Source organism: Enterobacter sp. BIDMC92 (assembly GCF_001030225.1).
GTDB lineage: Bacteria > Pseudomonadota > Gammaproteobacteria > Enterobacterales > Enterobacteriaceae > Enterobacter > Enterobacter sichuanensis.
In genome coordinates this window covers 341966-361342 of the sequence record NZ_KQ087598.1, presented here as the reverse complement: position 1 = coordinate 361342, position 19377 = coordinate 341966, and the positions used below count along the sequence as shown (strand labels likewise).

The following is a 19377-nucleotide window of genomic DNA, read 5'->3' as shown; positions in this document are numbered from 1 at the left end:
AACATGATCCACGTACAAAACGTAAGTAAGACCTTTGTGCTACACCAGCAAAACAGCGTGCGCCTGCCGGTGCTGCAAAATGCCTCTCTGGAGGTTAATCGCGGCGAATGCGTGGTGCTGCACGGCCATTCCGGCAGCGGGAAATCGACCCTGCTACGCTCCCTGTATGCCAACTATCTGCCCGACGAAGGCCATATCCATGTTCGCCACAATGATGAATGGATCGACCTGGTGCTGGCCCCCGCGCGACAGGTGCTGGAGGTGCGCCGCTCGACGATCGGCTGGGTGAGCCAGTTCCTTCGGGTGATCCCGCGGATCTCCGCCCTGGACGTGGTCATGCAGCCGCTGCTGGATCTCGGCGTACCGCGTGAAACCTGTGCTGCCAAAGCGACCAGCCTGCTGACGCGCCTCAATGTGCCCGAGCGCCTGTGGCACCTTGCCCCGTCAACCTTTTCCGGCGGTGAGCAGCAGCGCGTCAACATTGCCCGCGGCTTTATTGTCGACTACCCGATATTGCTTCTGGATGAACCCACCGCCTCGCTCGACGCTAAAAACTGCGCAGCCGTCGTCGAGCTGATCGAGCAGGCTAAATCCCGCGGGGCGGCGATCGTCGGGATCTTCCACGACGAAAGCGTTCGCACCCGCGTTGCCGACAGACTGCACCCGATGGGGACAAACGCATGATTATCAATAACGTCAGGCTGGTGCTGGAAAATGAAGTCGTTGGTGGATCGATCGAGGTGCAGGATGGCGTCATCCGCGCGTTTGCCGAAACCCAGAGCCGCTCACCCGAGGCGATGGACGGTGAAGGCGGCTGGCTGCTGCCGGGGCTGATTGAGCTGCATACCGATAATCTGGACAAATTTTTCACCCCACGTCCGAAGGTGGACTGGCCCGCGCATTCGGCCATGAGCAGCCACGACGCGCTGATGGTCGCCAGCGGTATCACCACCGTGCTGGACGCGGTGGCGATTGGCGACGTCCGCGACGGCGGCGATCGCCTGGAAAACCTGGAGAAGATGATCAATGCCGTGGAAGAGACGCAAAAACGCGGCCTCAACCGCGCCGAGCATCGCCTGCATCTGCGCTGCGAACTGCCGCACCACACGACCCTGCCGCTGTTTGAAAAGCTGGTCGGCCGCGAACCGGTGTCGCTGGTTTCCCTGATGGACCACTCGCCGGGGCAGCGCCAGTTCGCCAATATTGAGAAGTATCGCGAATACTATCAGGGCAAATATTCTCTCAACGACGTGGAGATGGCCCGCTACGAAGAAGAGCAACTGGCGCTTGCGGCGCGCTGGTCACAGCCGAACCGTCTCTCCATTGCCGCAATGTGCCGGGAGCGCAACATCGCGCTGGCCAGCCATGACGACGCCACGCACGATCACGTTCTTGAATCCCACCAACTGGGTAGCGTGATCGCCGAATTTCCCACCACGTTTGAAGCGGCAGAAGCCTCCCGCAAGCACGGCATGAACGTCCTGATGGGCGCGCCAAATATCGTGCGCGGCGGCTCGCATTCCGGCAACGTCGCGGCAAGCAAGCTCGCCACTCTTGGCCTGCTGGATATCCTCTCGTCCGACTATTATCCCGCCAGCCTGCTGGATGCGGCATTCCGGGTAGCAGACGACGAGGGCAACGGCTTTACGCTACCGCAGGCAATTCGCCTGGTGACGAAAAACCCGGCCAGCGCGCTCGGTCTTCAGGATCGCGGCGAGATCGCCGAGGGTAAACGCGCGGATCTGGTGCTGGCCCACCGCAAGGGCGAGCACATCCATATCGACCACGTCTGGCGTCAGGGAAAAAGGGTGTTCTGATGGGAAGACTCATCTGGTTAATGGGGCCGTCCGGCTCCGGTAAGGACAGCCTGCTGTCCGCCCTGCGGCAACGGGAACACCCGCAGCTGCTGGTGGCGCACCGCTACATTACCCGCGCGGCCAACGCCGGAAGTGAAAATCATATCGCCCTGAGCGAACAGGAGTTTTTCACCCGCGCCGGGCAAAATCTGCTGGCGCTGAGCTGGCACGCCAACGGCTACTACTACGGGATTGGCATTGAGATCGACCTGTGGCTGCATGCGGGGTTCGACGTGCTGGTCAACGGCTCCCGTGCCCACCTGGCTCAGGCCCGCGCACGCTACGCCTCGGCCCTGCTGCCGGTCTGTCTGCAGGTTTCACCGGAGGTGCTGCGCAGCCGGCTGCAAAGCCGTGGACGCGAAAGCGAAAAAGAGATCGCGCAGCGTCTGGCGCGTGCGGCGCGCTATACCCCATCGGACTGTCATATCCTCAACAACGACGGAAGTTTGCTACAGTCAGTCGATACCTTTTTATCGCTTATCCGTCAGAAGGAGAGACAGCATGCCTGACTGTACGCTTCGCCCCGCCACCGCCGACGATGCGCAAATCGTCTACGCGTTAATCTGCGAACTGAAACAGGCCGAGTTTGATCACCAGGCGTTTCACGCGGGCTATCTTGCCAATCTGCAGGATCACAACATGCGCTACCAGCTTGCCGAGATGGACGGTCAGGTCATCGGCATGATCGGTCTGCACATGCAGTTTCACCTCCATCACGCCCGCTGGATCGGCGAGATCCAGGAGCTGGTCGTCATGCCGCAGGCGCGCGGGCTGAAGGTGGGCAGTCAGCTGCTCGCCTGGGCTGAAGAGGTGGCACGGCAGGCTGGCGCAGAGTTGACCGAACTCTCCACCAGCGTGAAGCGCACCGACGCGCACCGTTTTTATGTTCGTGAAGGGTATACGCAGAGCCATTTTCGATTCACCAAAGTGCTGTAGAGGTGCGTTATGAGTCTGACTATCACGTTAACAGGAACCGGAAGCGCGCAACTCGTGCCGGTCTTTGGCTGCGACTGCGCGGCGTGCCGCCGGGCACGCCTGCAGGACAACTATCGCCGTCGCCCGTGCAGCGCGGTGGTCAAATTTAACGATGCCGTCACCCTGCTGGATGCCGGTATTCCTCATCTCATGGACGACTGGCCGGCAGGCAGCTTTCAGCAGTTTTTGCTGACCCATTACCATATGGATCACGTTCAGGGGTTATTCCCGCTTCGCTGGGGCGTTGGCGCGACGATTCCGGTTTACGGTCCGCCAGATGAAGCCGGGTGTGACGATCTGTTTAAACACCCGGGGATTCTGGACTTCAGCCACACGGTTGAGCCGTTTGTGATGTTTGAACTTCAGGGCCTGCGGGTCACGCCGCTGCCGCTCAACCATTCGAAACTGACCTTCGGCTATCTGCTGGAATCGGCCCACAGCCGCGTGGCCTGGCTGTCCGACACCGCCGGGCTGCCGGAAAAAACGGTGAAGTTCCTGCTTAACAATCAGCCGCAGACCATGATTATCGACTGCAGCCACGAACCGCGCGACGAGACGCCGCGAAACCATTGCGACTTAAATACGGTGATTGCGTTAAACGAAGTGATTGGCTGCCCGCAGGTGATCCTGACGCATATCAGCCATCAGTTTGACGTGTGGATGATGAATAACCCGCTGCCGCAGGGCATAGAAGCGGGGTATGACGGGATGGTGTTGGTGCTGGATTAGATTTTCTCCCTCTCCCGTGGGAGAGGGTTGGGGTGAGGGCAACAGGCCGCACTTAGCCGCGATCGTAATCGTCTTCTAACCTGCGCTCATCCTCTTCCAGACGGCGTCTGTCGTCATCCAGCTGGCGCTGACGCTCGTCTAAACGGCGGCGTCTGTCTTCGAGCTGCCGACGGCGATCGTCATACTGACGGCTATCCATGCGACGGTTATCGTCATAACGATCGTCATCATCGTTGCTGCGGCTGCTGCTGGGGTTATAGGCGTCGTTGATTGCCTGTTGAATATTGCCAATAGCATCATCAACGATATCGGCATGCGCCAGTTGGCTGGTGAGTGACAGCAGACCAAATAACAGAGCGGTAGAGTAACGTTTCATAAGGCCAGACTCGCAGGTGAACTGGCCTTACGGTAATGAACAGCAGGGTGTGGGGGTAGCGGAGGAATCTCAAATTCTGTTGTGAGCGGGAGCTTCCATCAGTTGATTCGCACGCTGTTTATTTTCTGCTACAAGTACAATGCCATAACATTTTTGATCCGGCGAATGGCTCCAGATACGATCTTCGGGGATACACCCTCCGTCATAGATAACCTTGCTACCATCATACGGCCAAAATGCGCCCTGCTCGGTATCGAGAACAAATACAGCGATTTGGTCAGACTCGCGGGCAATTTTCTGCCAGAGCATCTTCCCACCCTCATATTGTTCAAAGTCGCTGACAAGCGTCACGCCACACTGTAATACCAGGGCTTCATACAGGCGAGTTGCCAGTCCCTTGTCACGCTCGGCGGGATCAACGCAGATACCTTCTACCTGAATAACGTTGGCATCTTCCCAACAGCGCTCGACGGCAATGATATCTTCACCCAAATGCGTTTTACGTTGTAAATCCAGGGCAGCAACAACCCGATGCCGGGGCACACCATCGAAGGTTTCGATATCCGCTTCAATAATAGCTGCACGAGGCGTCTGGCTATCAAAAATGACGTGTAGCACTCGCCCGGAAAGCTCAAACTCATCAACGAGTTTAAACGATCTGGCAACTGTGCTCGGGCTGTATGTTGTAGGCATCACGATCATTTGTGAGTCCCCCCTTGTGAGTACCGGCATAATTCCTTTTATATCCCAATCTGCTCAATTTTGCGCAGATTAACATCACCGGCTTTAACGATGCTCTTGATGAAATCCTAAACAGGGCGTTTAAAAACATATTTTCCGCAGCGCCTGCGCCAGCTGCGCCTGGGTAAACGGTTTACGCAGTAGCTGAACGTCCGGAAGCTGAGGATTATGCGTGGGCCGTAAATCCTGCCCGCTGATCAGCAGCACCGGAAGCTGCGGATAGTGGCTGCGCACATGGTTAATCACCTCGGCCCCGCTCAGGCTTCCGGGCAACATCAGGTCGCTGATAAACATGCCAATATCTTCTGACGCCGCCAGCATGCTCAGCGCCTGCTCGCCGTTGTCTGCTTCCAGCGTCAGATAGCCCAGCTGATGCAGCTGTTCGCACAGGGTCTGGCGCACATCGGCCTCATCTTCCAGCACCAGCACCAGCCGCTCGTTATCGACGGAGGCGGTGGCAGAGAGGGTTTCATCTTCAGGTACCACGGGCAGCGTCGAGCGCGGAAGGTGAAGCCGCACGGTCGTCCCCTGCCCCGGAGCGCTCTCGATCTCCACACGACCGCCCGACTGACGCACAAAACCGTAGACCATCGACAGGCCTAGCCCGCTTCCGCTCCCGGTCTGTTTGGTGGTGAAAAACGGTTCAAACACCCGGGATTTCACCTCCTGCGACATGCCGCAGCCGCGGTCAATGACCTCCAGCGCCACCATATCCTGCCTGCGTCCGTCGCTGCGGGTGACGCGCTGATTCCAGGTGCGGATTTTAATCACCCCGCTTTGCCCTTCCATCGCATCACGGGCGTTCATCACCAGGTTGATGATGGCGTTCTCCAGCTGGCTGACGTCTATCCAGGCGGGCCACGCCGGGGATTGCGCTTCAATCTCCAGCGTCAGGGTGGCAGGCAAAGAGTGGCGCATCAGCTCTTTGAGGTTCTCCAGCAGCGGGCGCATCTCAACCGCATGTGGCGTCAGGGATTGTTTACGGGAGAACGCCAGCAGACGCTGCGTCAGCAAGGCGCCACGCTCGGCAGCCTTCAGCGCCCGGGTAATTCGCGGCGCGTCTTTTGCGTCAGGATCGGTGAGTTCAAGGCTGCCGATGATCACCGCCAGCAGGTTGTTAAAATCATGCGCCAGCCCGCCCGTCAGCTGTCCGACGGCTTTCATTTTCTGACTGTGCAGCAGCGCCTCCTCCAGCCCCTGACGCTCAATGCGGTCGATCTCCATCTGGGTGGTTTTCTCTTTCAGCAGACGCGTGGTGTGCTCAAGCGAGGCGGTGTTGCGGGCAAAAACGTTGAACGCACGCGCCAGCTCTCCCAGCTCATCGCGCCGCTGCAGGGCGGGGACGGAGACATCCTGTTCGCCGTGAGCCAGTCGCGACATCGCCCGGGAAATCGCCGTCAGGTTGGAGGCCAGATTGCGGTAGATATACCAGCAGGCGCACCCGGTGAGGATCAACGCCAGCACGGCGAAAATGCTAATAAACACGCTGATGGATTGCAGTTCATGATGGCTCTGGGCCGTGCGAAGCCGGGAGGCCTGCGCGACCTGTTCTACGTACTGATTGATGTCGCTGTTGAGGATCGCCACCAGCGCCTTGATGTTAAACATATACCAGTTGATCGCCAGATCGCTCTCTTCCAGCTGCGTCGACAGCGGGGCGAGCCTGCGCAGCTCGTCGTTGAAATCGGGCAGCACAACGTTCACGACAGGCTGCGTTGCGCGTCGCGGCAGGGGCGCGGTGACGGCGTCCAGCTGCTGTATCGTGGCGCGCGGCGAGGGGGTATCGATGGCGGCGATAATCAGCCTGTCCATTTCCGCGAGCTGCTGCGCATCCGGTACGTTGCTGCCAAACCGCCGGTTAATGTCCTGCAGGTGGCGTAAATAGCTCTGGCTTTGATAAAGCGAACTGAGGAGCGCGTTACGTTGCAGATGGCGTCGCTGTCCGCGCTCGAGCATGCCCGTCACGCTCTGCTGTAATTCATTGCTTCGTTGAATAATACGCGCCACCAGCCCCGGCTCTTGCTGCGCTAAAGGGGCCTCCGCCAGCTGCTCCAGCGAGCGGCGAAGCGCCATTTGCGTCTGCTTCAGCCGCTCGGCTTCGCCTTTATATTCCAGCGCCCCCACCACCTGCGAGAGCCGTACCGCCGCCGTCGCCACGCTGGCGGTATCACGGGCGAGGTTCATGCTGCCGGTCATGTCATCCAGCGTTTGCTGCTGCACCTGCTCCTGAATCTGGCTGGCATGCCGGAAACCGAGCACCGCCACGCCACTCACCATCAGCGTCACGGCGACCACCAGCAGATTGAAAATCAGCAGACGACCGCGGGCACTGGCGAAGAACGGGGGGCGTGATGGCATGGGTTTGGACTCCTCTGCGGTTGGATGTCCCCTCACCCTGGCCCTCTCCCCAAAGGGGAGAGGGCCAGGGTGAGGGCTGGGGTGAGGGTAAAAATATTCATAACTATGACAAATATGAACAGCTTCTGACATTTTGCATTTACGCACCTGTGATGAAGTGCAGATATCAACATTCACAGGAGATCCGCCATGAGCAGAACCCCGGTACTGGAGATGCGCCGCATTGCCAAAACGTTTGGCAATTTTCACGCGCTCAAGGGTGTGGATTTGACGGTCTTTCCCGGTGAGATCCATGCGCTGATGGGTGAAAACGGCGCGGGAAAAAGCACGCTGATGAAAATCCTCGCCGGGGCGTATACTGCCACCGGCGGTGAGATCCTGATCGACGGTCAGCCGTTTCACATTAAAGGGCCGAAAGATGCGCTGGCCGCCGGTATTACCCTGATTTATCAGGAGATGCAGCTCGCGCCGAATCTGACCGTCGCCGAGAATATCTTCCTTGGCAGCGAGCTGTCGCGCGGCGGGATGGTCCAGCGCAAAGAGATGGCCGCCCAGGCCCAGGCGGTCATCGATCGTCTGGGCGCCCAGTTCAGCGCCACCGATCGGGTGATGAAGCTGACCATCGCCGAGCAGCAGCAGGTGGAAATCGCCCGCGCGCTGCACCGCAACAGCCGCATTCTGGTGATGGATGAACCCACCGCAGCCCTCTCCTCGCGCGAAACCCATCGCCTGTTTGAACTGATTTTGCGTCTGCGCGATGAAGGAATGGCGATCATCTATATCAGTCACCGCATGGCGGAAGTGTATGAGCTCTCTGACCGCGTCAGCGTGCTGCGCGACGGGCAGTACGTCGGCAGCCTGACGCGCGACAAGCTGAACGCCTCCGAGCTGGTGAAGATGATGGTAGGCCGCCCGTTAAGCGATCTGTTCAACAAAGAGCGGGATATCCCGCTCGGCAGCCCGCGTCTCAACGTGCACCACCTCACTGACGGTAAAAAAGTCCAGCCCTGTAGCCTGCAGGTGCGTTCCGGGGAAATTGTCGGCCTGGCGGGTCTTGTCGGTGCCGGACGCTCCGAGCTGGCGCAGCTGATCTTCGGCGTGCGTAAAGCCACGGGGGGCATGATTGAGGTCGACGGCGAGCCGGTGGTGATCCACTCCCCACGCGCAGCCATCGAAAACGGCATCGGTTTTCTTACCGAGAACCGCAAGGAGCAGGGGCTGTTTCTGGAGCTGGCGGCGCAGGAGAACATCACCATGGCGACGCTGGAGCGCGATGCCACCTTCGGCATGCTTAACCGCAAAAAAGCGCAGTCCATCTCCGATGATGCCATTACCCTGCTGAACATCCGCGTGCCCCATTCTCAGGTGCGCGCCGGTGGGCTGTCGGGCGGTAATCAGCAAAAACTGCTCATCTCCCGCTGGGTGGCCATTGGCCCGCGTATTTTGATTCTGGACGAACCGACGCGCGGCGTGGACGTCGGTGCAAAAAGTGAGATCTACCGCATCATGAACCAGATGGCGCGCAAGGGCGTGGCCATTTTGATGATCTCCAGCGAGCTGCCGGAAGTGGTGGGGATGAGCGACCGGGTGTACGTGATGCGCGAAGGCAGCATTGCGGGCGAGCTCCACGGGCACGACATCTCTCAGGAAAACATCATGACGCTGGCAACCGGCGTGAATGACACTCATCATCAGGCGGTATCACTATGACAACTCCTACCCATCCGCAGCAGGTGGCGAAATCGGCCTCCACAAAAAAAATGCTGATGAGCGATCTGATGCAAACGGTCGGTATCTTACCGATTCTCATCCTGATCGTCGCGGTATTTGGCGTTATTGCGCCTAACTTCTTCACGGAAAGCAACCTGCTCAACATAACCCGTCAGGCGTCGATCAACATCGTGCTGGCGGCAGGCATGACCTTCATTATTTTAACCGGCGGGATTGACCTCTCCGTGGGCTCGATTCTGGGCACCACGGCGGTGGCCGCGATGGTGGTGTCGCTGATCCCGGAATTCGCCGGGCTGTCTATTCCCGCCGCGCTGATGCTTGGCATGGTGCTGGGCCTGTTCAACGGCGCGCTGGTGGCCTTTGCCGGGCTACCGCCGTTTATCGTCACGCTTGGCACCTATACAGCACTGCGCGGGGCGGCGTATCTGCTGGCCGACGGCACGACCGTCATTAACTCAAACATCAACTTTGAGTGGATAGGTAATAACTACCTCGGCCCCGTGCCGTGGCTGGTGGTGATCGCCCTGGCGGTGATTGTGGTGTGCTGGTTTATCCTGCGCCGCACCACGCTCGGCGTGCACATCTATGCCGTGGGCGGCAACATGCAGGCGGCGCGCTTAACGGGCATTAAGGTCTGGCTGGTGCTGCTGTTCGTGTATGGCATGAGCGGCCTGCTCTCCGGATTAGGCGGCGTGATGAGTGCGTCGCGCCTCTATAGCGCCAACGGCAACCTGGGCATGGGCTACGAGCTGGATGCCATTGCCGCCGTGATCCTCGGCGGGACCAGCTTCGTCGGCGGGATCGGCACGATCACCGGCACGCTGGTCGGTGCATTGATCATCGCCACGCTCAACAACGGCATGACGCTGATGGGCGTCTCCTACTTCTGGCAACTGGTGATCAAAGGGGCGGTGATCATCATTGCGGTGCTGATCGACAAATACCGTACCCGACACCATCAAAGTGCATAACAACAATACCCTACGTATGAGGAAGACAAGATGCGTTTGAAACCGTTAGTGACCGCGCTCTGTGCTGGCGCGCTGCTTGCCGCAACGCCGTTTGCGCAGGCGAAAGATCTGAAATCCATCGGCGTGACGGTGGGCGACCTGGCTAACCCGTTCTTCGTGCAGATCACCAAAGGTGCCGAGCTGGAAGCGCGCAAGCTGGCGGGCGATAACGTCAAAGTCACGCTGGTCTCCAGCGGGTACGATCTGGGCCAGCAGGTGGCGCAGATCGACAACTTTATTGCCGCCAAAGTGGACATGATCATCCTTAACGCCGCAGATTCCAAAGGGATCGGCCCGGCGGTGAAACGCGCGAAAGACGCCGGGATCGTGGTCGTTGCGGTTGACGTCGCAGCGGAAGGGGCCGATGCGACGATCACCTCCGATAACACCCAGGCGGGCGAAATGGCCTGTAAGTACATTACTGACCGCCTGAACGGCAAAGGCAACGTGGTGATCATCAACGGGCCACCGGTCTCTGCGGTGCAAAACCGCGTGGAAGGTTGCCAGACAGAGTTCAAAAAGCATCCGGATATCAAGGTGCTCTCGGATAACCAGAACGCCAAAGGCAGTCGCGAAGGCGGCCTGGAAGTCATGACCTCCCTGCTGGCGGCGAATCCGAAGATCGACGGCGTCTTCGCTATTAACGATCCCACCGCGATCGGTGCCGATCTGGCGGCAAAACAGGCGCAGCGCAACGAGTTCTTTATCGTCGGCGTGGATGGCAGCCCGGACGGTGAAGAAGCCCTGAAGCGGGAAAACTCCCTGTTTGTCGCGACCCCGGCGCAAGATCCGCAGGTGATGGCGGCAAAAGCGGTGGAGATCGGCTATGACATATTACAGGGCAAACCTGCGCCGAAAGCGCCTGTGCTGATCCCGGTGACGATGATCGATAAAAAGAACGTCGGCTCGTATAAGGGGTGGACGGTTAAATAACCCCCCCTCACCCTAACCCTCTCCCCGGAGGGGAGAGGGCTGGGGTGAGGGGTACGTTTTGCACATAATCGAAGGAGTCCCCATGAAACGCTCCGACATCAATGAAATCCTCGGCCACACGCGACAGTTCTTCTCCATGCACGACGTACACCTCCCACCGTTTGCCAGCTTTCCGCCCACGAAATGGCAACAGCTCGATCGCGCCGTCTGGCGGGAAGTGTTTGACCTTAAGCTCGGCTGGGACGTGACGGCGTTCGGTGGCAACAACTTTGCCGCACAGGGGCTCACGCTGTTTACCCTGCGCAATGGCTCACCGAACGGCATGCCCTATGAAAAAAGCTATGCCGAAAAAATCATGCACGTGCGCGACGGCCAGGTCACGCCGATGCACTTTCACTGGCGTAAACGCGAAGACATCATCAACCGGGGCGGCGGCAATCTGATCGTGGAATTGTGGAACGCCGGCGCGCATGAAGAGACGGAAAACACCGACGTGACGGTCACCGTCGACGGTTGCCGCCAGACCCACGCGCCCGGCAGCCAGTTGCGCCTCACCCCAGGGGAGAGCATCTGCCTGACACCCGGTCTTTACCACAGTTTCTGGGGCGAGCGCGGCTTCGGCGACGTGCTGGTCGGGGAAGTGTCATCGGTCAATGACGATGAACACGACAACCACTTTTTACAGCCCGTTGCCCGCTATAACAATATTGAAGAAGACGAACCGGCGGTGCTGGTGCTGTGCAACGAGTACAACCTGTTTCGGATATAAGGGGTAAATGATGCCACTGATTTCGCTTGCCGACGGTCTTGCCCACGCCAGACAGCACCACTATGCGCTGGGCGCGTTTAACGTGCTCGACTCCCATTTTCTGCGCGGGCTGTTCGCCGCCGCAAAGCAGGAACGCTCGCCTTTTATCATCAACATCGCCGAAGTGCACTTTAAGTACGTGTCGCTGGATTCGCTTGTCGAAGCGGTTAAGTTTGAGGCCGCTCGCCATGATATTCCCGTGGTGCTCAACCTCGACCATGGCCTGCATTTTGACGCCGTCGTGCGCGCCCTGCGCTTAGGGTTCAGCTCCGTGATGTTCGATGGCTCAACGCTGAGCTACGAGGAAAACATCCGCCAGACGCGGGAAGTGGTGAAGATGTGCCATGCTGTGGGCGTCTCGGTGGAGGCTGAGCTTGGCGCAGTCGGTGGCGATGAAGGCGGCGCGCTTTACGGGCATGCGGATGAAGCCTGTTTTACCGACCCACTGCGGGCGCGGGAATTTGTCGATTCAACCGGCATTGACGCACTGGCGGTCGCTATTGGCAACGCGCACGGCAAATACAGGGGCGAGCCGAAACTCGATTTCCCGCGCCTGGACGCCATTCGCCAGCAGACGGGGCTGCCGCTGGTGCTGCACGGCGGCTCCGGCATTAGCGATGCCGATTTTCGTCGCGCCATCGAGTTGGGTATTCATAAAATCAATTTTTACACCGGCATGTCGCAGGCCGCGCTCGCCGCCGTGGCTCAGCGCATGGCCAACCGTCAGCCGCTGTACGATGAGTTTGCCGAGCTGCTGCTGAGTATAGAAGAGGCGATTACCGATACGGTCGCCGAACAGATGCGCATCTTCGGCAGCGCGGGGCAGGCATAATGGAACGTAAGGGCATCATCGCCGCAGGCAATATGCTGGTGGACCACGTCCACCAGATCGTGCAATGGCCGGAGCGCGGCTGGCTGGCGGAAATCACCCACAGCGAACGTTCCACCGGCGGTGCGCCGCTGAACGTCCTGCTGACGCTGGCAAAAATGCACGTTGGTCTGCCGCTGCAGGCGGTGGGCCTGATTGGCGAAGACAGCGACGGAGACTACATTCTGGCGATGCTCGACCAGTATCACGTCAACCGCCAGCGCGTGCAGCGCACCACCTTTGCCCCGACCTCCATGTCGCAGGTGATGACCGATCCCAGCGGACAACGCACCTTTTTCCACTCCCCAGGAGCCAACCGCCTGCTGGATCTGCCTGCCTTCGACCGTCTTGACGGATCGATGAAAATTTTCCATCTCGGCTATCTTTTGCTTCTCGACAGCCTGGATATGCCGGATGACGAATTTGGCACCCGCAGCGCGCGGCTGCTGGCGCAAATGCGCGACCAGGGGTATGAAACCTCGCTTGACCTGGTCTCCCGCAAGGGCGACCCGCGCTATCAGCCGCTGGTGCTCCCTGCCCTGCGCCATCTGGATTATCTGGTGATTAACGAACTGGAAGCCGGCGAGTTTAGCGGCCTGACAATGCGTGACGAAAACGACGCCCCGCATATTGCCCATATCGCCGAAGCCGCCGCGCAGCTGCTGGCAGCGGGCGTTCGCCAGCGGGTGGTCATCCACTGCCCGGAAGGCGCATGGGGAGAAACGCCGGGTGAAAAAGGACGCTGGATCCCCTCCTGGATGCTGGAACAGGAAGAAATCATCGGCAGCGTCGGCGCGGGCGATGCCTTTTGCGCGGGCTTTTTATATGGCTGCCATGAATCGCTGCCGCTGACGGAGAGTATTTATCTGGCGCATGCCTGCGCGCGGGCCAGCCTGCTGGCCGCGAACGCCATTGACGGTGCGAAAACGCTGGCCGAGCTGCAGCTGTTTATCAAAGAGCATCGTTAGGCTGCTTTCTCGCTATGGGACACATCGCTGGCAAACACGTAACCCAACCCACGAATGGTTTTGATCAGGGCGGGCTGGTGCGGGTTAACCTCGATCTTCCGGCGCAGGCGCATGATCAACACGTCGATCGTACGATCGAACACATCAGCACTTTCGCTGTGGGTCAGCTCAAGCAGCCGATCGCGGCTCAGTACCCGACGGGCATTTTGCGTAAGGGCCAGCAGCAGGCCGTACTCGCCCTGGGTTAAGGGCACGGTATTACGCTGCGGATCGCTGAGCTCACAGCGGGTGGTGTCGAGCGTCCAGCCATTAAAGGTAATCCCCGCGACGGGCGCCGCGGGGGGTTCTGCCGCCAGCACGCCCGTACGGCGCAGCACCGCTTTCACCCGGGCGACCACCACACGCGGGTTAAACGGTTTGCCAATATAATCATCGGCCCCCATCTCCAGCCCCACCACCACATCTGACTCACTGCCCAGTCCGGTTAACATCACAACCGGCAGCGCCGGACGCTGCTTTTGCAGCTGCAGCAGAACCTGCAGGCCGTTGATATCCGGCAACATCATGTCCAGCAGGACAAGCGCGATATTCGGCTCCTGCTGCACCTGGCGCAGTGCATCCTGGCCGTTATGGCAGACCAGCACGCTAAAGACGTGTTCGCTGAGTACATCCTGAAGCAGTTCACAGACTGCCGTATCGTCATCAACCACCAGAATCGCCGGTTTCATCGTATGCTTCCGTCAGGAGATTATGTTAAGTCTGAACTATTCTGCCGTCGGCTCCAGTCAAATGGTTTTTTCAGTGACGGAAATTCAACCCATGTCACATCCGCTGCTCTGTCGACACGTCAATTTTGACGATTCGCTGTTTCTGGTCAGCGTTTTCGTCGCCAGCAGGCCGTAAAGTCTGGGCATACCCACACTAAAAACATGGCATAGAAGCTGCATAATGGGGTGCGAATGATTCGATTAACTGGAGCAGACTGATGAAAAAAGTCGTCACGGTTTGCCCTTATTGTGCCTCAGGTTGCAAGATCCACCTGGTGGTCGATAACGGCAAAATCGTCCGGGCGGAGGCCGCACAGGGGAAAACCAACCAGGGCACGCTCTGCCTGAAAGGTTACTACGGCTGGGATTTTATTAACGATACCCAAATCCTCACCCCGCGCCTGAAAACCCCCATGATCCGCCGCGAGCGCGGCGGCAAGCTGGAAGCCGTCTCGTGGAATGAGGCGCTGGACTACGTTGCCACCCGCCTGAGCGCCATCAAGGCCAAGTATGGTCCGGATGCGATTCAGACCACCGGCTCCTCACGCGGAACGGGGAATGAAACTAACTATGTGATGCAAAAATTCGCGCGCGCCGTTATTGGTACCAATAACGTCGACTGCTGCGCTCGCGTCTGACACGGCCCATCGGTTGCAGGTCTGCACCAGTCGGTCGGTAACGGCGCAATGAGTAACGCGATCAATGAGATAGATAACACCGATCTGGTGTTTATTTTCGGCTATAACCCGGCGGATTCTCACCCTATCGTCGCGAACCACGTTATCCGCGCGAAGCAGAATGGGGCGAAAATTATCGTCTGCGATCCGCGCAAAATTGAAACCGCGCGCATTGCGGATATGCACATTGCGTTGAAAAACGGCTCGAACATCGCGCTGTTGAACGCCATGGGGCACGTCATTATTGAGGAGAATCTGTACGACCAGGCGTTTGTTGCGACCCGTACGGAAGGCTTTGAAGAGTATCGGAAAATTGTCGAAGGCTATACGCCAGAATCGGTCGAAGCGATAACCGGCGTCAGCGCGCAAGAAATCCGCCAGGCGGCAAGAATGTATGCCGGGGCGAAAACCGCCGCCATTCTGTGGGGTATGGGCGTGACCCAGTTCTACCAGGGTGTGGAAACCGTGCGTTCCCTGACCAGCCTCGCCATGCTCACTGGCAATCTTGGCAAAGCGCATGTTGGCGTGAACCCGGTACGTGGACAGAATAACGTCCAGGGCGCCTGTGATATGGGGGCGCTGCCGGATACCTATCCGGGCTATCAGTATGTGAAATTCCCGGAAAACCGCGCCAAATTCGCGAAGGCCTGGGGCGTGGAAAGTTTGCCTGAGCACACCGGATACCGCATCAGCGAGCTGCCGCACCGGGCGGCGCATGGCGAAGTGCGTGCGGCCTATATCATGGGTGAAGACCCTCTCCAGACCGATGCCGAGCTCTCTGCGGTACGCAAAGGGTTTGAGGATCTGGAGCTGGTGATTGTCCAGGATATCTTTATGACCAAAACCGCGGCGGCGGCGGATGTGATTTTACCGTCAACCTCCTGGGGCGAGCATGAAGGTGTCTACACGGCGGCAGACCGCGGATTCCAGCGCTTCTTTAAAGCGGTCGAACCGAAGTGGGATCTGAAAACGGACTGGCAGATCATCAGCGAGATCGCCACCCGCATGGGTTACCCGATGCACTACAACAACACCCAGGAGATCTGGGACGAGTTGCGTCATCTCTGCCCGGATTTCACCGGCGCGACCTATGAAAAAATGGGTGAGCTGGGGTACATCCAGTGGCCTTGCCGCGATGAGTCAGCGTCCGACCAGGGGACGTCGTATCTCTTTAAAGAGAAATTCGACACCCCGAACGGGCTGGCGCAGTTCTTCACCTGCGACTGGGTCGCACCGATCGATAAACTCACCGATGAGTATCCGATGGTGCTCTCCACCGTGCGTGAAGTGGGCCACTACTCCTGCCGTTCGATGACCGGCAACTGCGCCGCGCTGGCGGCGCTGGCGGATGAGCCGGGTTATGCGCAAATCAACACCGCCGACGCGGAACGCCTTGGTATCGAGGACGACGCGCTGGTGTGGGTGAACTCGCGCAAAGGGCGGATCATCACCCGGGCGCAGGTCAGTGACCGACCCAACAAAGGGGCGGTGTACATGACCTACCAGTGGTGGATAGGTGCCTGTAACGAGCTGGTGACGGAAAACCTCAGCCCGATAACCAAAACGCCGGAGTATAAATACTGCGCCGTTCGCGTGGAGCCGATTGCGGATCAACACGCGGCTGAACAGTATGTGATTGACGAATATAACAAGCTGAAAGCCCGACTACGCGAAAGCGCAATGGGTTGAAGCCGTTAATTGAACGTTGAATAAAGGGAGTGAAATATTCGCTCCCTTTTTATTTCCGCTTAATTCATTAAAAATATCGATTATCATTCTGGAAAGTAGCTCGCAGAAATAATGTAATTTACGCCGAATAGAATTACATCTTTGCATTTTAATTCAGGGAGATAAGATGTACGACGGGTGCTTAAGACTTTCTGTCTTGAGCATTAGTGAGGGACGGAAAGTAGAAAGCCCCGGGAAATTTTCATTTACCCGAGGCTACTCTCCCTCAACTACCAACAAGTTGAGAGTAGCCTCTTATTCTTTTTTTGACAAGGAGTAAAAGGCATGACGCCATTAAAAACTGCGTTAGGCATCGTTTTTATTATTTGCCTGACGATAGTGATCTTTACCTTTATTACTCGCGGTAGGCTTTGCGAGTTTTCAATAAAGAGTGAACATCAGGAGGTGGCGGCAAAATTAGCCTGTGTAGCAGGCTAACCTCTGCGGGCGGAACAACGGTTCCGCCCGGCTTGCAGGATGCTGAGGTCTTAATGCACCCATTCTTTTCTTTTGCGCCCGCGATTATACTGCGCGGCGTGTACCCAGATGATAAGCATCCATGAAACCCATTTTTCTGTTGTTAGTGTTTTTAACGTCCTTCGCCCGCGCGGATGAGATAGGCAGCCAGTACCAGAAACAGGCAGAAGCCGGCGATGCCCGTGCCCAGTATTATCTTGCCGATACGTACTTCAGCTCCGGCGACAGCAAGCAGTCTGCGCTGTGGGCCGAGAAAGCCGCGAAAGGCGGGGATGTCGACGCCATGGGGTTGCTCTCGCAAATCCTCTTTACGCAGGGTAATTACGCGCAGGCCAAAGCCCTGGCCCAACAGGCGAACATTGCTGGCAGCAAACGCGGCGCGATCATGCTGGCGCGCATTCTGGTGAATACTCAGGCAGGCAAAACTGACTATCCCCAGGCCATCAAACTGCTGCAGACGGCCACCGAAGATATCGACAACGACTCGGCGGTCGATGCGCAACTGCTGCTGGGGCTAATTTATGCCAACGGCGTAGAGGTGGCACAGGATGACGTGCAGGCCGCCTCGTGGTTCAAGCGGAGTTCAGCCCTTTCGCGTACGGGCTACGCCGAGTACTGGGCAGGGATGTTGTTCAGACAGGGGGAGAAAGGCTTTATCACACCCAATAAACAGAAAGCACTGTACTGGTTGAACCTGAGCTGTACTGAAGGGTTTGATACGGGGTGCGAAGAGTTTGATGCGTTGAGCGGGGAATAATCTGCCGGGTGGCGGCTTCGCCTTACCCGGCCTACAAACCCCGTAGGCCCGGTAAGCGCAGCGCCACCGGGCTTTTTACCTTACCGATCGGCCGTCTTATCAAAACGACCCAGCACCTCGCGTTCATACGCCAGCGCTTTTTTACGATCGAATTTGTGTTCCCACTTGGCGATCACCAGCACCGCCAGCGCATTACCCACCACGTTCAGCGCCGTACGCGCCATGTCGAGGATACGGTCCACACCGGCGATAAACGCCAGACCTTCCAGCGGAATGCCGACGCTGCCCAGCGTCGCCAGCAGCACCACGAAGGAGACGCCCGGCACGCCCGCGATACCTTTTGAGGTAACCATCAGCGTCAGCACCAGCACGATCTCCTGCCACAGCGACAGGTCAATGCCGTACAGCTGCGCAATAAAGATAGCGGCGATACTCTGGTACAGCGTCGAACCGTCCAGGTTAAACGAGTAACCGGTAGGCACCACGAAGCTGGTAATCGAGGCCGGCGCACCATAGGCCTCCATCTTCTCAATAATGCGCGGCAGCACGCTCTCTGAGCTTGCCGTGGAGTAGGCCAGAATCAGCTCATCTTTGAGGATACGGATCAGGATCCAGATGCTCAGCCCGCACAGACGCGCCACAATCCCCAGCACCACCAGCGCAAAGAACAGGATGGCGAAATGCACCAGGATCACCAGCTTCGCCAGCGGCCACAGGGAGGCAAAACCGAAGTTCGCCACGGTGACGGCAATAAGCGCAAACACCCCGACCGGCGCGTAACGCATCACCATGTGGGTCACTTTAAACATGGTTTCGGAGATAGAGCGGAACACCGTTACCAGCGGTTCACGGTGCGTCGCCGGCAGCGAGGAGAGTCCCAGACCAAACAGCACGGAGAAGAAGATGATAGGCAACATCTCGCCCTTCGCCATCGACGCCACAATATTGGTCGGCACCAGCGACAGGATCGTCCCCATCAGGCCGTGCGCATGGCTTTGCACGTCAGCGGTTGTGCTTTGGTATTTCGAAATATCCACCGTTGCCAGTTGCGACATATCGATCCCGGAACCGGGCTGGAACACGTTCGCCATGGTGATACCGAGAACGATCGCGACCGTAGTGATCACTTCGAAATAGATAATGGTTTTCGCCCCGATGCGGCCTAACTGTTTTGCATCGCCAACGCCCGCAATACCGACCACCAGCGTCGAGATCACAATCGGTACCACAATCATCTTAATCAGATGAATAAAGATATCCCCTGCCGGAGAGAGCAGGTTGGCAATCAGCCATTCGCGGCTGTCGCTGTGATAGTGGAGGTAACTGCCCAGTAAGATGCCCAGCACAAGGGCTAGCAAGATCTGCCAGGCCAGGCTGACTTTAACGTTTTTCATAGAAACTGACTTCCTCAATGAAGCTCCTCAGTCACGCAATGTGAATGAATACGGAGACATACTGAAAGGGTATGCATTGTGTTGCGTTGGTTTATGGGATTTTTTAACGCGGCGTATGAGTATCATTTGCGCGGCCTGTTGCGCAAGCCTTAAAGAACGACGCATTTCACTCATAAAAGCGACGATGACGGGGGTTTGTTCTAATTCTGATAAATAACCGTTTG

General features: G+C 58.0%; 19 protein-coding genes. 14 read left to right on the top strand and 5 right to left on the bottom strand.

Features of this window, described 5'->3' with window-relative positions; genetic code table 11:
* Positions 1-3: 3 nt before the first annotated feature.
* The 5 genes from phnL to phnP are packed head-to-tail and all read left to right on the top strand — an operon-like array spanning position 4 to position 3560.
* Complete coding sequence (gene phnL / locus SP99_RS01705) at positions 4-684, top strand: phosphonate C-P lyase system protein PhnL (RefSeq protein ID WP_047957567.1); 681 nt, start codon at positions 4-6, stop codon at positions 682-684.
* Positions 681-1817: an alpha-D-ribose 1-methylphosphonate 5-triphosphate diphosphatase gene (gene phnM, locus SP99_RS01700; protein WP_047957566.1), complete on the top strand. Its 1137-nt coding sequence runs from the start codon at positions 681-683 to the stop codon at positions 1815-1817. Before phnL ends, phnM begins: the two co-directional genes overlap by 4 nt.
* Positions 1814-2365 carry a ribose 1,5-bisphosphokinase gene (phnN, locus tag SP99_RS01695; RefSeq protein WP_095441883.1) on the top strand — a complete coding sequence of 184 codons (552 nt, stop codon included), beginning with the start codon at positions 1814-1816 and terminating at the stop codon, positions 2363-2365. Before phnM ends, phnN begins: the two co-directional genes overlap by 4 nt.
* Entirely contained in the window at positions 2358-2792 is a 435-nt protein-coding gene (gene phnO, locus SP99_RS01690; RefSeq protein WP_047957564.1) for an aminoalkylphosphonate N-acetyltransferase, read from the top strand. The genes phnN and phnO overlap by 8 nt, the downstream gene beginning before the upstream one ends.
* A 9-nt stretch (positions 2793-2801) precedes the next feature.
* Positions 2802-3560 (top strand): phosphonate metabolism protein PhnP, encoded by a 759-nt coding sequence (gene phnP, locus SP99_RS01685; RefSeq protein WP_047957563.1) that lies wholly within the window; start codon positions 2802-2804, stop codon positions 3558-3560.
* A 52-nt stretch (positions 3561-3612) separates the two neighbouring features.
* Here the strand turns inward: phnP and yjdP are convergent, their stop codons facing one another.
* The 3 genes from yjdP to SP99_RS01670 form a co-directional block, all read right to left on the bottom strand.
* Positions 3613-3936 carry a DDRRRQL repeat protein YjdP gene (gene yjdP / locus SP99_RS01680; RefSeq protein ID WP_021242926.1) on the bottom strand — a complete coding sequence of 108 codons (324 nt, stop codon included), beginning with the start codon at positions 3934-3936 and terminating at the stop codon, positions 3613-3615.
* Between the two features lie 69 nt (positions 3937-4005).
* Positions 4006-4638 (bottom strand): GNAT family N-acetyltransferase, encoded by a 633-nt coding sequence (locus tag SP99_RS01675; RefSeq protein ID WP_047959752.1) that lies wholly within the window; start codon positions 4636-4638, stop codon positions 4006-4008.
* A 120-nt stretch (positions 4639-4758) separates the two neighbouring features.
* Positions 4759-7035, bottom strand: a complete 2277-nt coding sequence (locus SP99_RS01670) for a hybrid sensor histidine kinase/response regulator (RefSeq protein WP_047957562.1) — start codon at positions 7033-7035, stop codon at positions 4759-4761.
* Between the two features lie 189 nt (positions 7036-7224).
* On the opposite strand from SP99_RS01670, the gene SP99_RS01665 reads away from it, so the two are divergent.
* The 6 genes from SP99_RS01665 (at position 7225) to SP99_RS01640 (ending at position 13353) form a co-directional block, all read left to right on the top strand.
* Positions 7225-8745 (top strand): sugar ABC transporter ATP-binding protein, encoded by a 1521-nt coding sequence (locus SP99_RS01665; protein ID WP_047957561.1) that lies wholly within the window; start codon positions 7225-7227, stop codon positions 8743-8745.
* Positions 8742-9737, top strand: a complete 996-nt coding sequence (locus SP99_RS01660; RefSeq protein WP_047957560.1) for an ABC transporter permease subunit — start codon at positions 8742-8744, stop codon at positions 9735-9737. The genes SP99_RS01665 and SP99_RS01660 overlap by 4 nt, the downstream gene beginning before the upstream one ends.
* A gap of 30 nt (positions 9738-9767) precedes the next feature.
* Positions 9768-10709 carry an ABC transporter substrate-binding protein gene (locus tag SP99_RS01655; RefSeq protein WP_025757875.1) on the top strand — a complete coding sequence of 314 codons (942 nt, stop codon included), beginning with the start codon at positions 9768-9770 and terminating at the stop codon, positions 10707-10709.
* An 82-nt stretch (positions 10710-10791) separates the two neighbouring features.
* Positions 10792-11478 (top strand): D-lyxose/D-mannose isomerase, encoded by a 687-nt coding sequence (locus SP99_RS01650; RefSeq protein ID WP_047957559.1) that lies wholly within the window; start codon positions 10792-10794, stop codon positions 11476-11478.
* Positions 11479-11488: 10 nt separating this feature from the next.
* Positions 11489-12349 (top strand): ketose 1,6-bisphosphate aldolase, encoded by an 861-nt coding sequence (locus SP99_RS01645; RefSeq protein WP_047957558.1) that lies wholly within the window; start codon positions 11489-11491, stop codon positions 12347-12349.
* Positions 12346-13353 (top strand): carbohydrate kinase family protein, encoded by a 1008-nt coding sequence (locus SP99_RS01640; protein WP_156167782.1) that lies wholly within the window; start codon positions 12346-12348, stop codon positions 13351-13353. The genes SP99_RS01645 and SP99_RS01640 overlap by 4 nt, the downstream gene beginning before the upstream one ends.
* On the opposite strand, the gene SP99_RS01635 is transcribed toward SP99_RS01640, so the two are convergent.
* Positions 13350-14081 (bottom strand): response regulator, encoded by a 732-nt coding sequence (locus SP99_RS01635; protein WP_047957556.1) that lies wholly within the window; start codon positions 14079-14081, stop codon positions 13350-13352. The two genes, SP99_RS01640 and SP99_RS01635, sit on opposite strands and share 4 nt — an antisense overlap.
* Before the next feature lie 257 nt (positions 14082-14338).
* Between SP99_RS01635 and fdhF the strand changes: the two genes are divergently transcribed.
* From fdhF to SP99_RS01615, 3 genes are all read left to right on the top strand, one after another.
* Positions 14339-16486: a formate dehydrogenase subunit alpha gene (gene fdhF, locus SP99_RS01625; RefSeq protein ID WP_082137882.1), complete on the top strand. Its 2148-nt coding sequence runs from the start codon at positions 14339-14341 to the stop codon at positions 16484-16486.
* 324 nt (positions 16487-16810) lie between these two features.
* Positions 16811-16963, top strand: coding sequence for a Hok/Gef family protein (locus tag SP99_RS01620; protein WP_028015189.1), 153 nt, complete (start codon positions 16811-16813; stop codon positions 16961-16963).
* Positions 16964-17084: 121 nt separating this feature from the next.
* Positions 17085-17759 carry a tetratricopeptide repeat protein gene (locus SP99_RS01615; RefSeq protein WP_047957554.1) on the top strand — a complete coding sequence of 225 codons (675 nt, stop codon included), beginning with the start codon at positions 17085-17087 and terminating at the stop codon, positions 17757-17759.
* Between the two features lie 80 nt (positions 17760-17839).
* Here SP99_RS01615 and gltP read toward each other — a convergent pair whose 3' ends face one another.
* Positions 17840-19153, bottom strand: a complete 1314-nt coding sequence (gene gltP, locus SP99_RS01610; RefSeq protein ID WP_045285544.1) for a glutamate/aspartate:proton symporter GltP — start codon at positions 19151-19153, stop codon at positions 17840-17842.
* Between the last annotated feature and the right edge of the window lie 224 nt (positions 19154-19377).

What these genes read in the sequence shown, in the direction of transcription:
- yjdP (WP_021242926.1), bottom strand. Translation starts at nt 3,936, where the DNA reads ATGAAACGTTACTCTACCGCTCTGTTATTTGGTCTGCTGTCACTCACC.
- SP99_RS01645 (WP_047957558.1), top strand. Translation starts at nt 11,489, where the DNA reads ATGCCACTGATTTCGCTTGCCGACGGTCTTGCCCACGCCAGACAGCAC.
- SP99_RS01620 (WP_028015189.1), top strand. Translation starts at nt 16,811, where the DNA reads ATGACGCCATTAAAAACTGCGTTAGGCATCGTTTTTATTATTTGCCTG.
- SP99_RS01635 (WP_047957556.1), bottom strand. Translation starts at nt 14,081, where the DNA reads ATGAAACCGGCGATTCTGGTGGTTGATGACGATACGGCAGTCTGTGAA.
- SP99_RS01615 (WP_047957554.1), top strand. Translation starts at nt 17,085, where the DNA reads ATGAAACCCATTTTTCTGTTGTTAGTGTTTTTAACGTCCTTCGCCCGC.
- SP99_RS01650 (WP_047957559.1), top strand. Translation starts at nt 10,792, where the DNA reads ATGAAACGCTCCGACATCAATGAAATCCTCGGCCACACGCGACAGTTC.
- phnM (WP_047957566.1), top strand. Translation starts at nt 681, where the DNA reads ATGATTATCAATAACGTCAGGCTGGTGCTGGAAAATGAAGTCGTTGGT.
- SP99_RS01655 (WP_025757875.1), top strand. Translation starts at nt 9,768, where the DNA reads ATGCGTTTGAAACCGTTAGTGACCGCGCTCTGTGCTGGCGCGCTGCTT.
- SP99_RS01675 (WP_047959752.1), bottom strand. Translation starts at nt 4,638, where the DNA reads ATGATCGTGATGCCTACAACATACAGCCCGAGCACAGTTGCCAGATCG.
- SP99_RS01665 (WP_047957561.1), top strand. Translation starts at nt 7,225, where the DNA reads ATGAGCAGAACCCCGGTACTGGAGATGCGCCGCATTGCCAAAACGTTT.
- SP99_RS01670 (WP_047957562.1), bottom strand. Translation starts at nt 7,035, where the DNA reads ATGCCATCACGCCCCCCGTTCTTCGCCAGTGCCCGCGGTCGTCTGCTG.
- phnO (WP_047957564.1), top strand. Translation starts at nt 2,358, where the DNA reads ATGCCTGACTGTACGCTTCGCCCCGCCACCGCCGACGATGCGCAAATC.
- phnL (WP_047957567.1), top strand. Translation starts at nt 4, where the DNA reads ATGATCCACGTACAAAACGTAAGTAAGACCTTTGTGCTACACCAGCAA.
- SP99_RS01660 (WP_047957560.1), top strand. Translation starts at nt 8,742, where the DNA reads ATGACAACTCCTACCCATCCGCAGCAGGTGGCGAAATCGGCCTCCACA.
- phnP (WP_047957563.1), top strand. Translation starts at nt 2,802, where the DNA reads ATGAGTCTGACTATCACGTTAACAGGAACCGGAAGCGCGCAACTCGTG.
- gltP (WP_045285544.1), bottom strand. Translation starts at nt 19,153, where the DNA reads ATGAAAAACGTTAAAGTCAGCCTGGCCTGGCAGATCTTGCTAGCCCTT.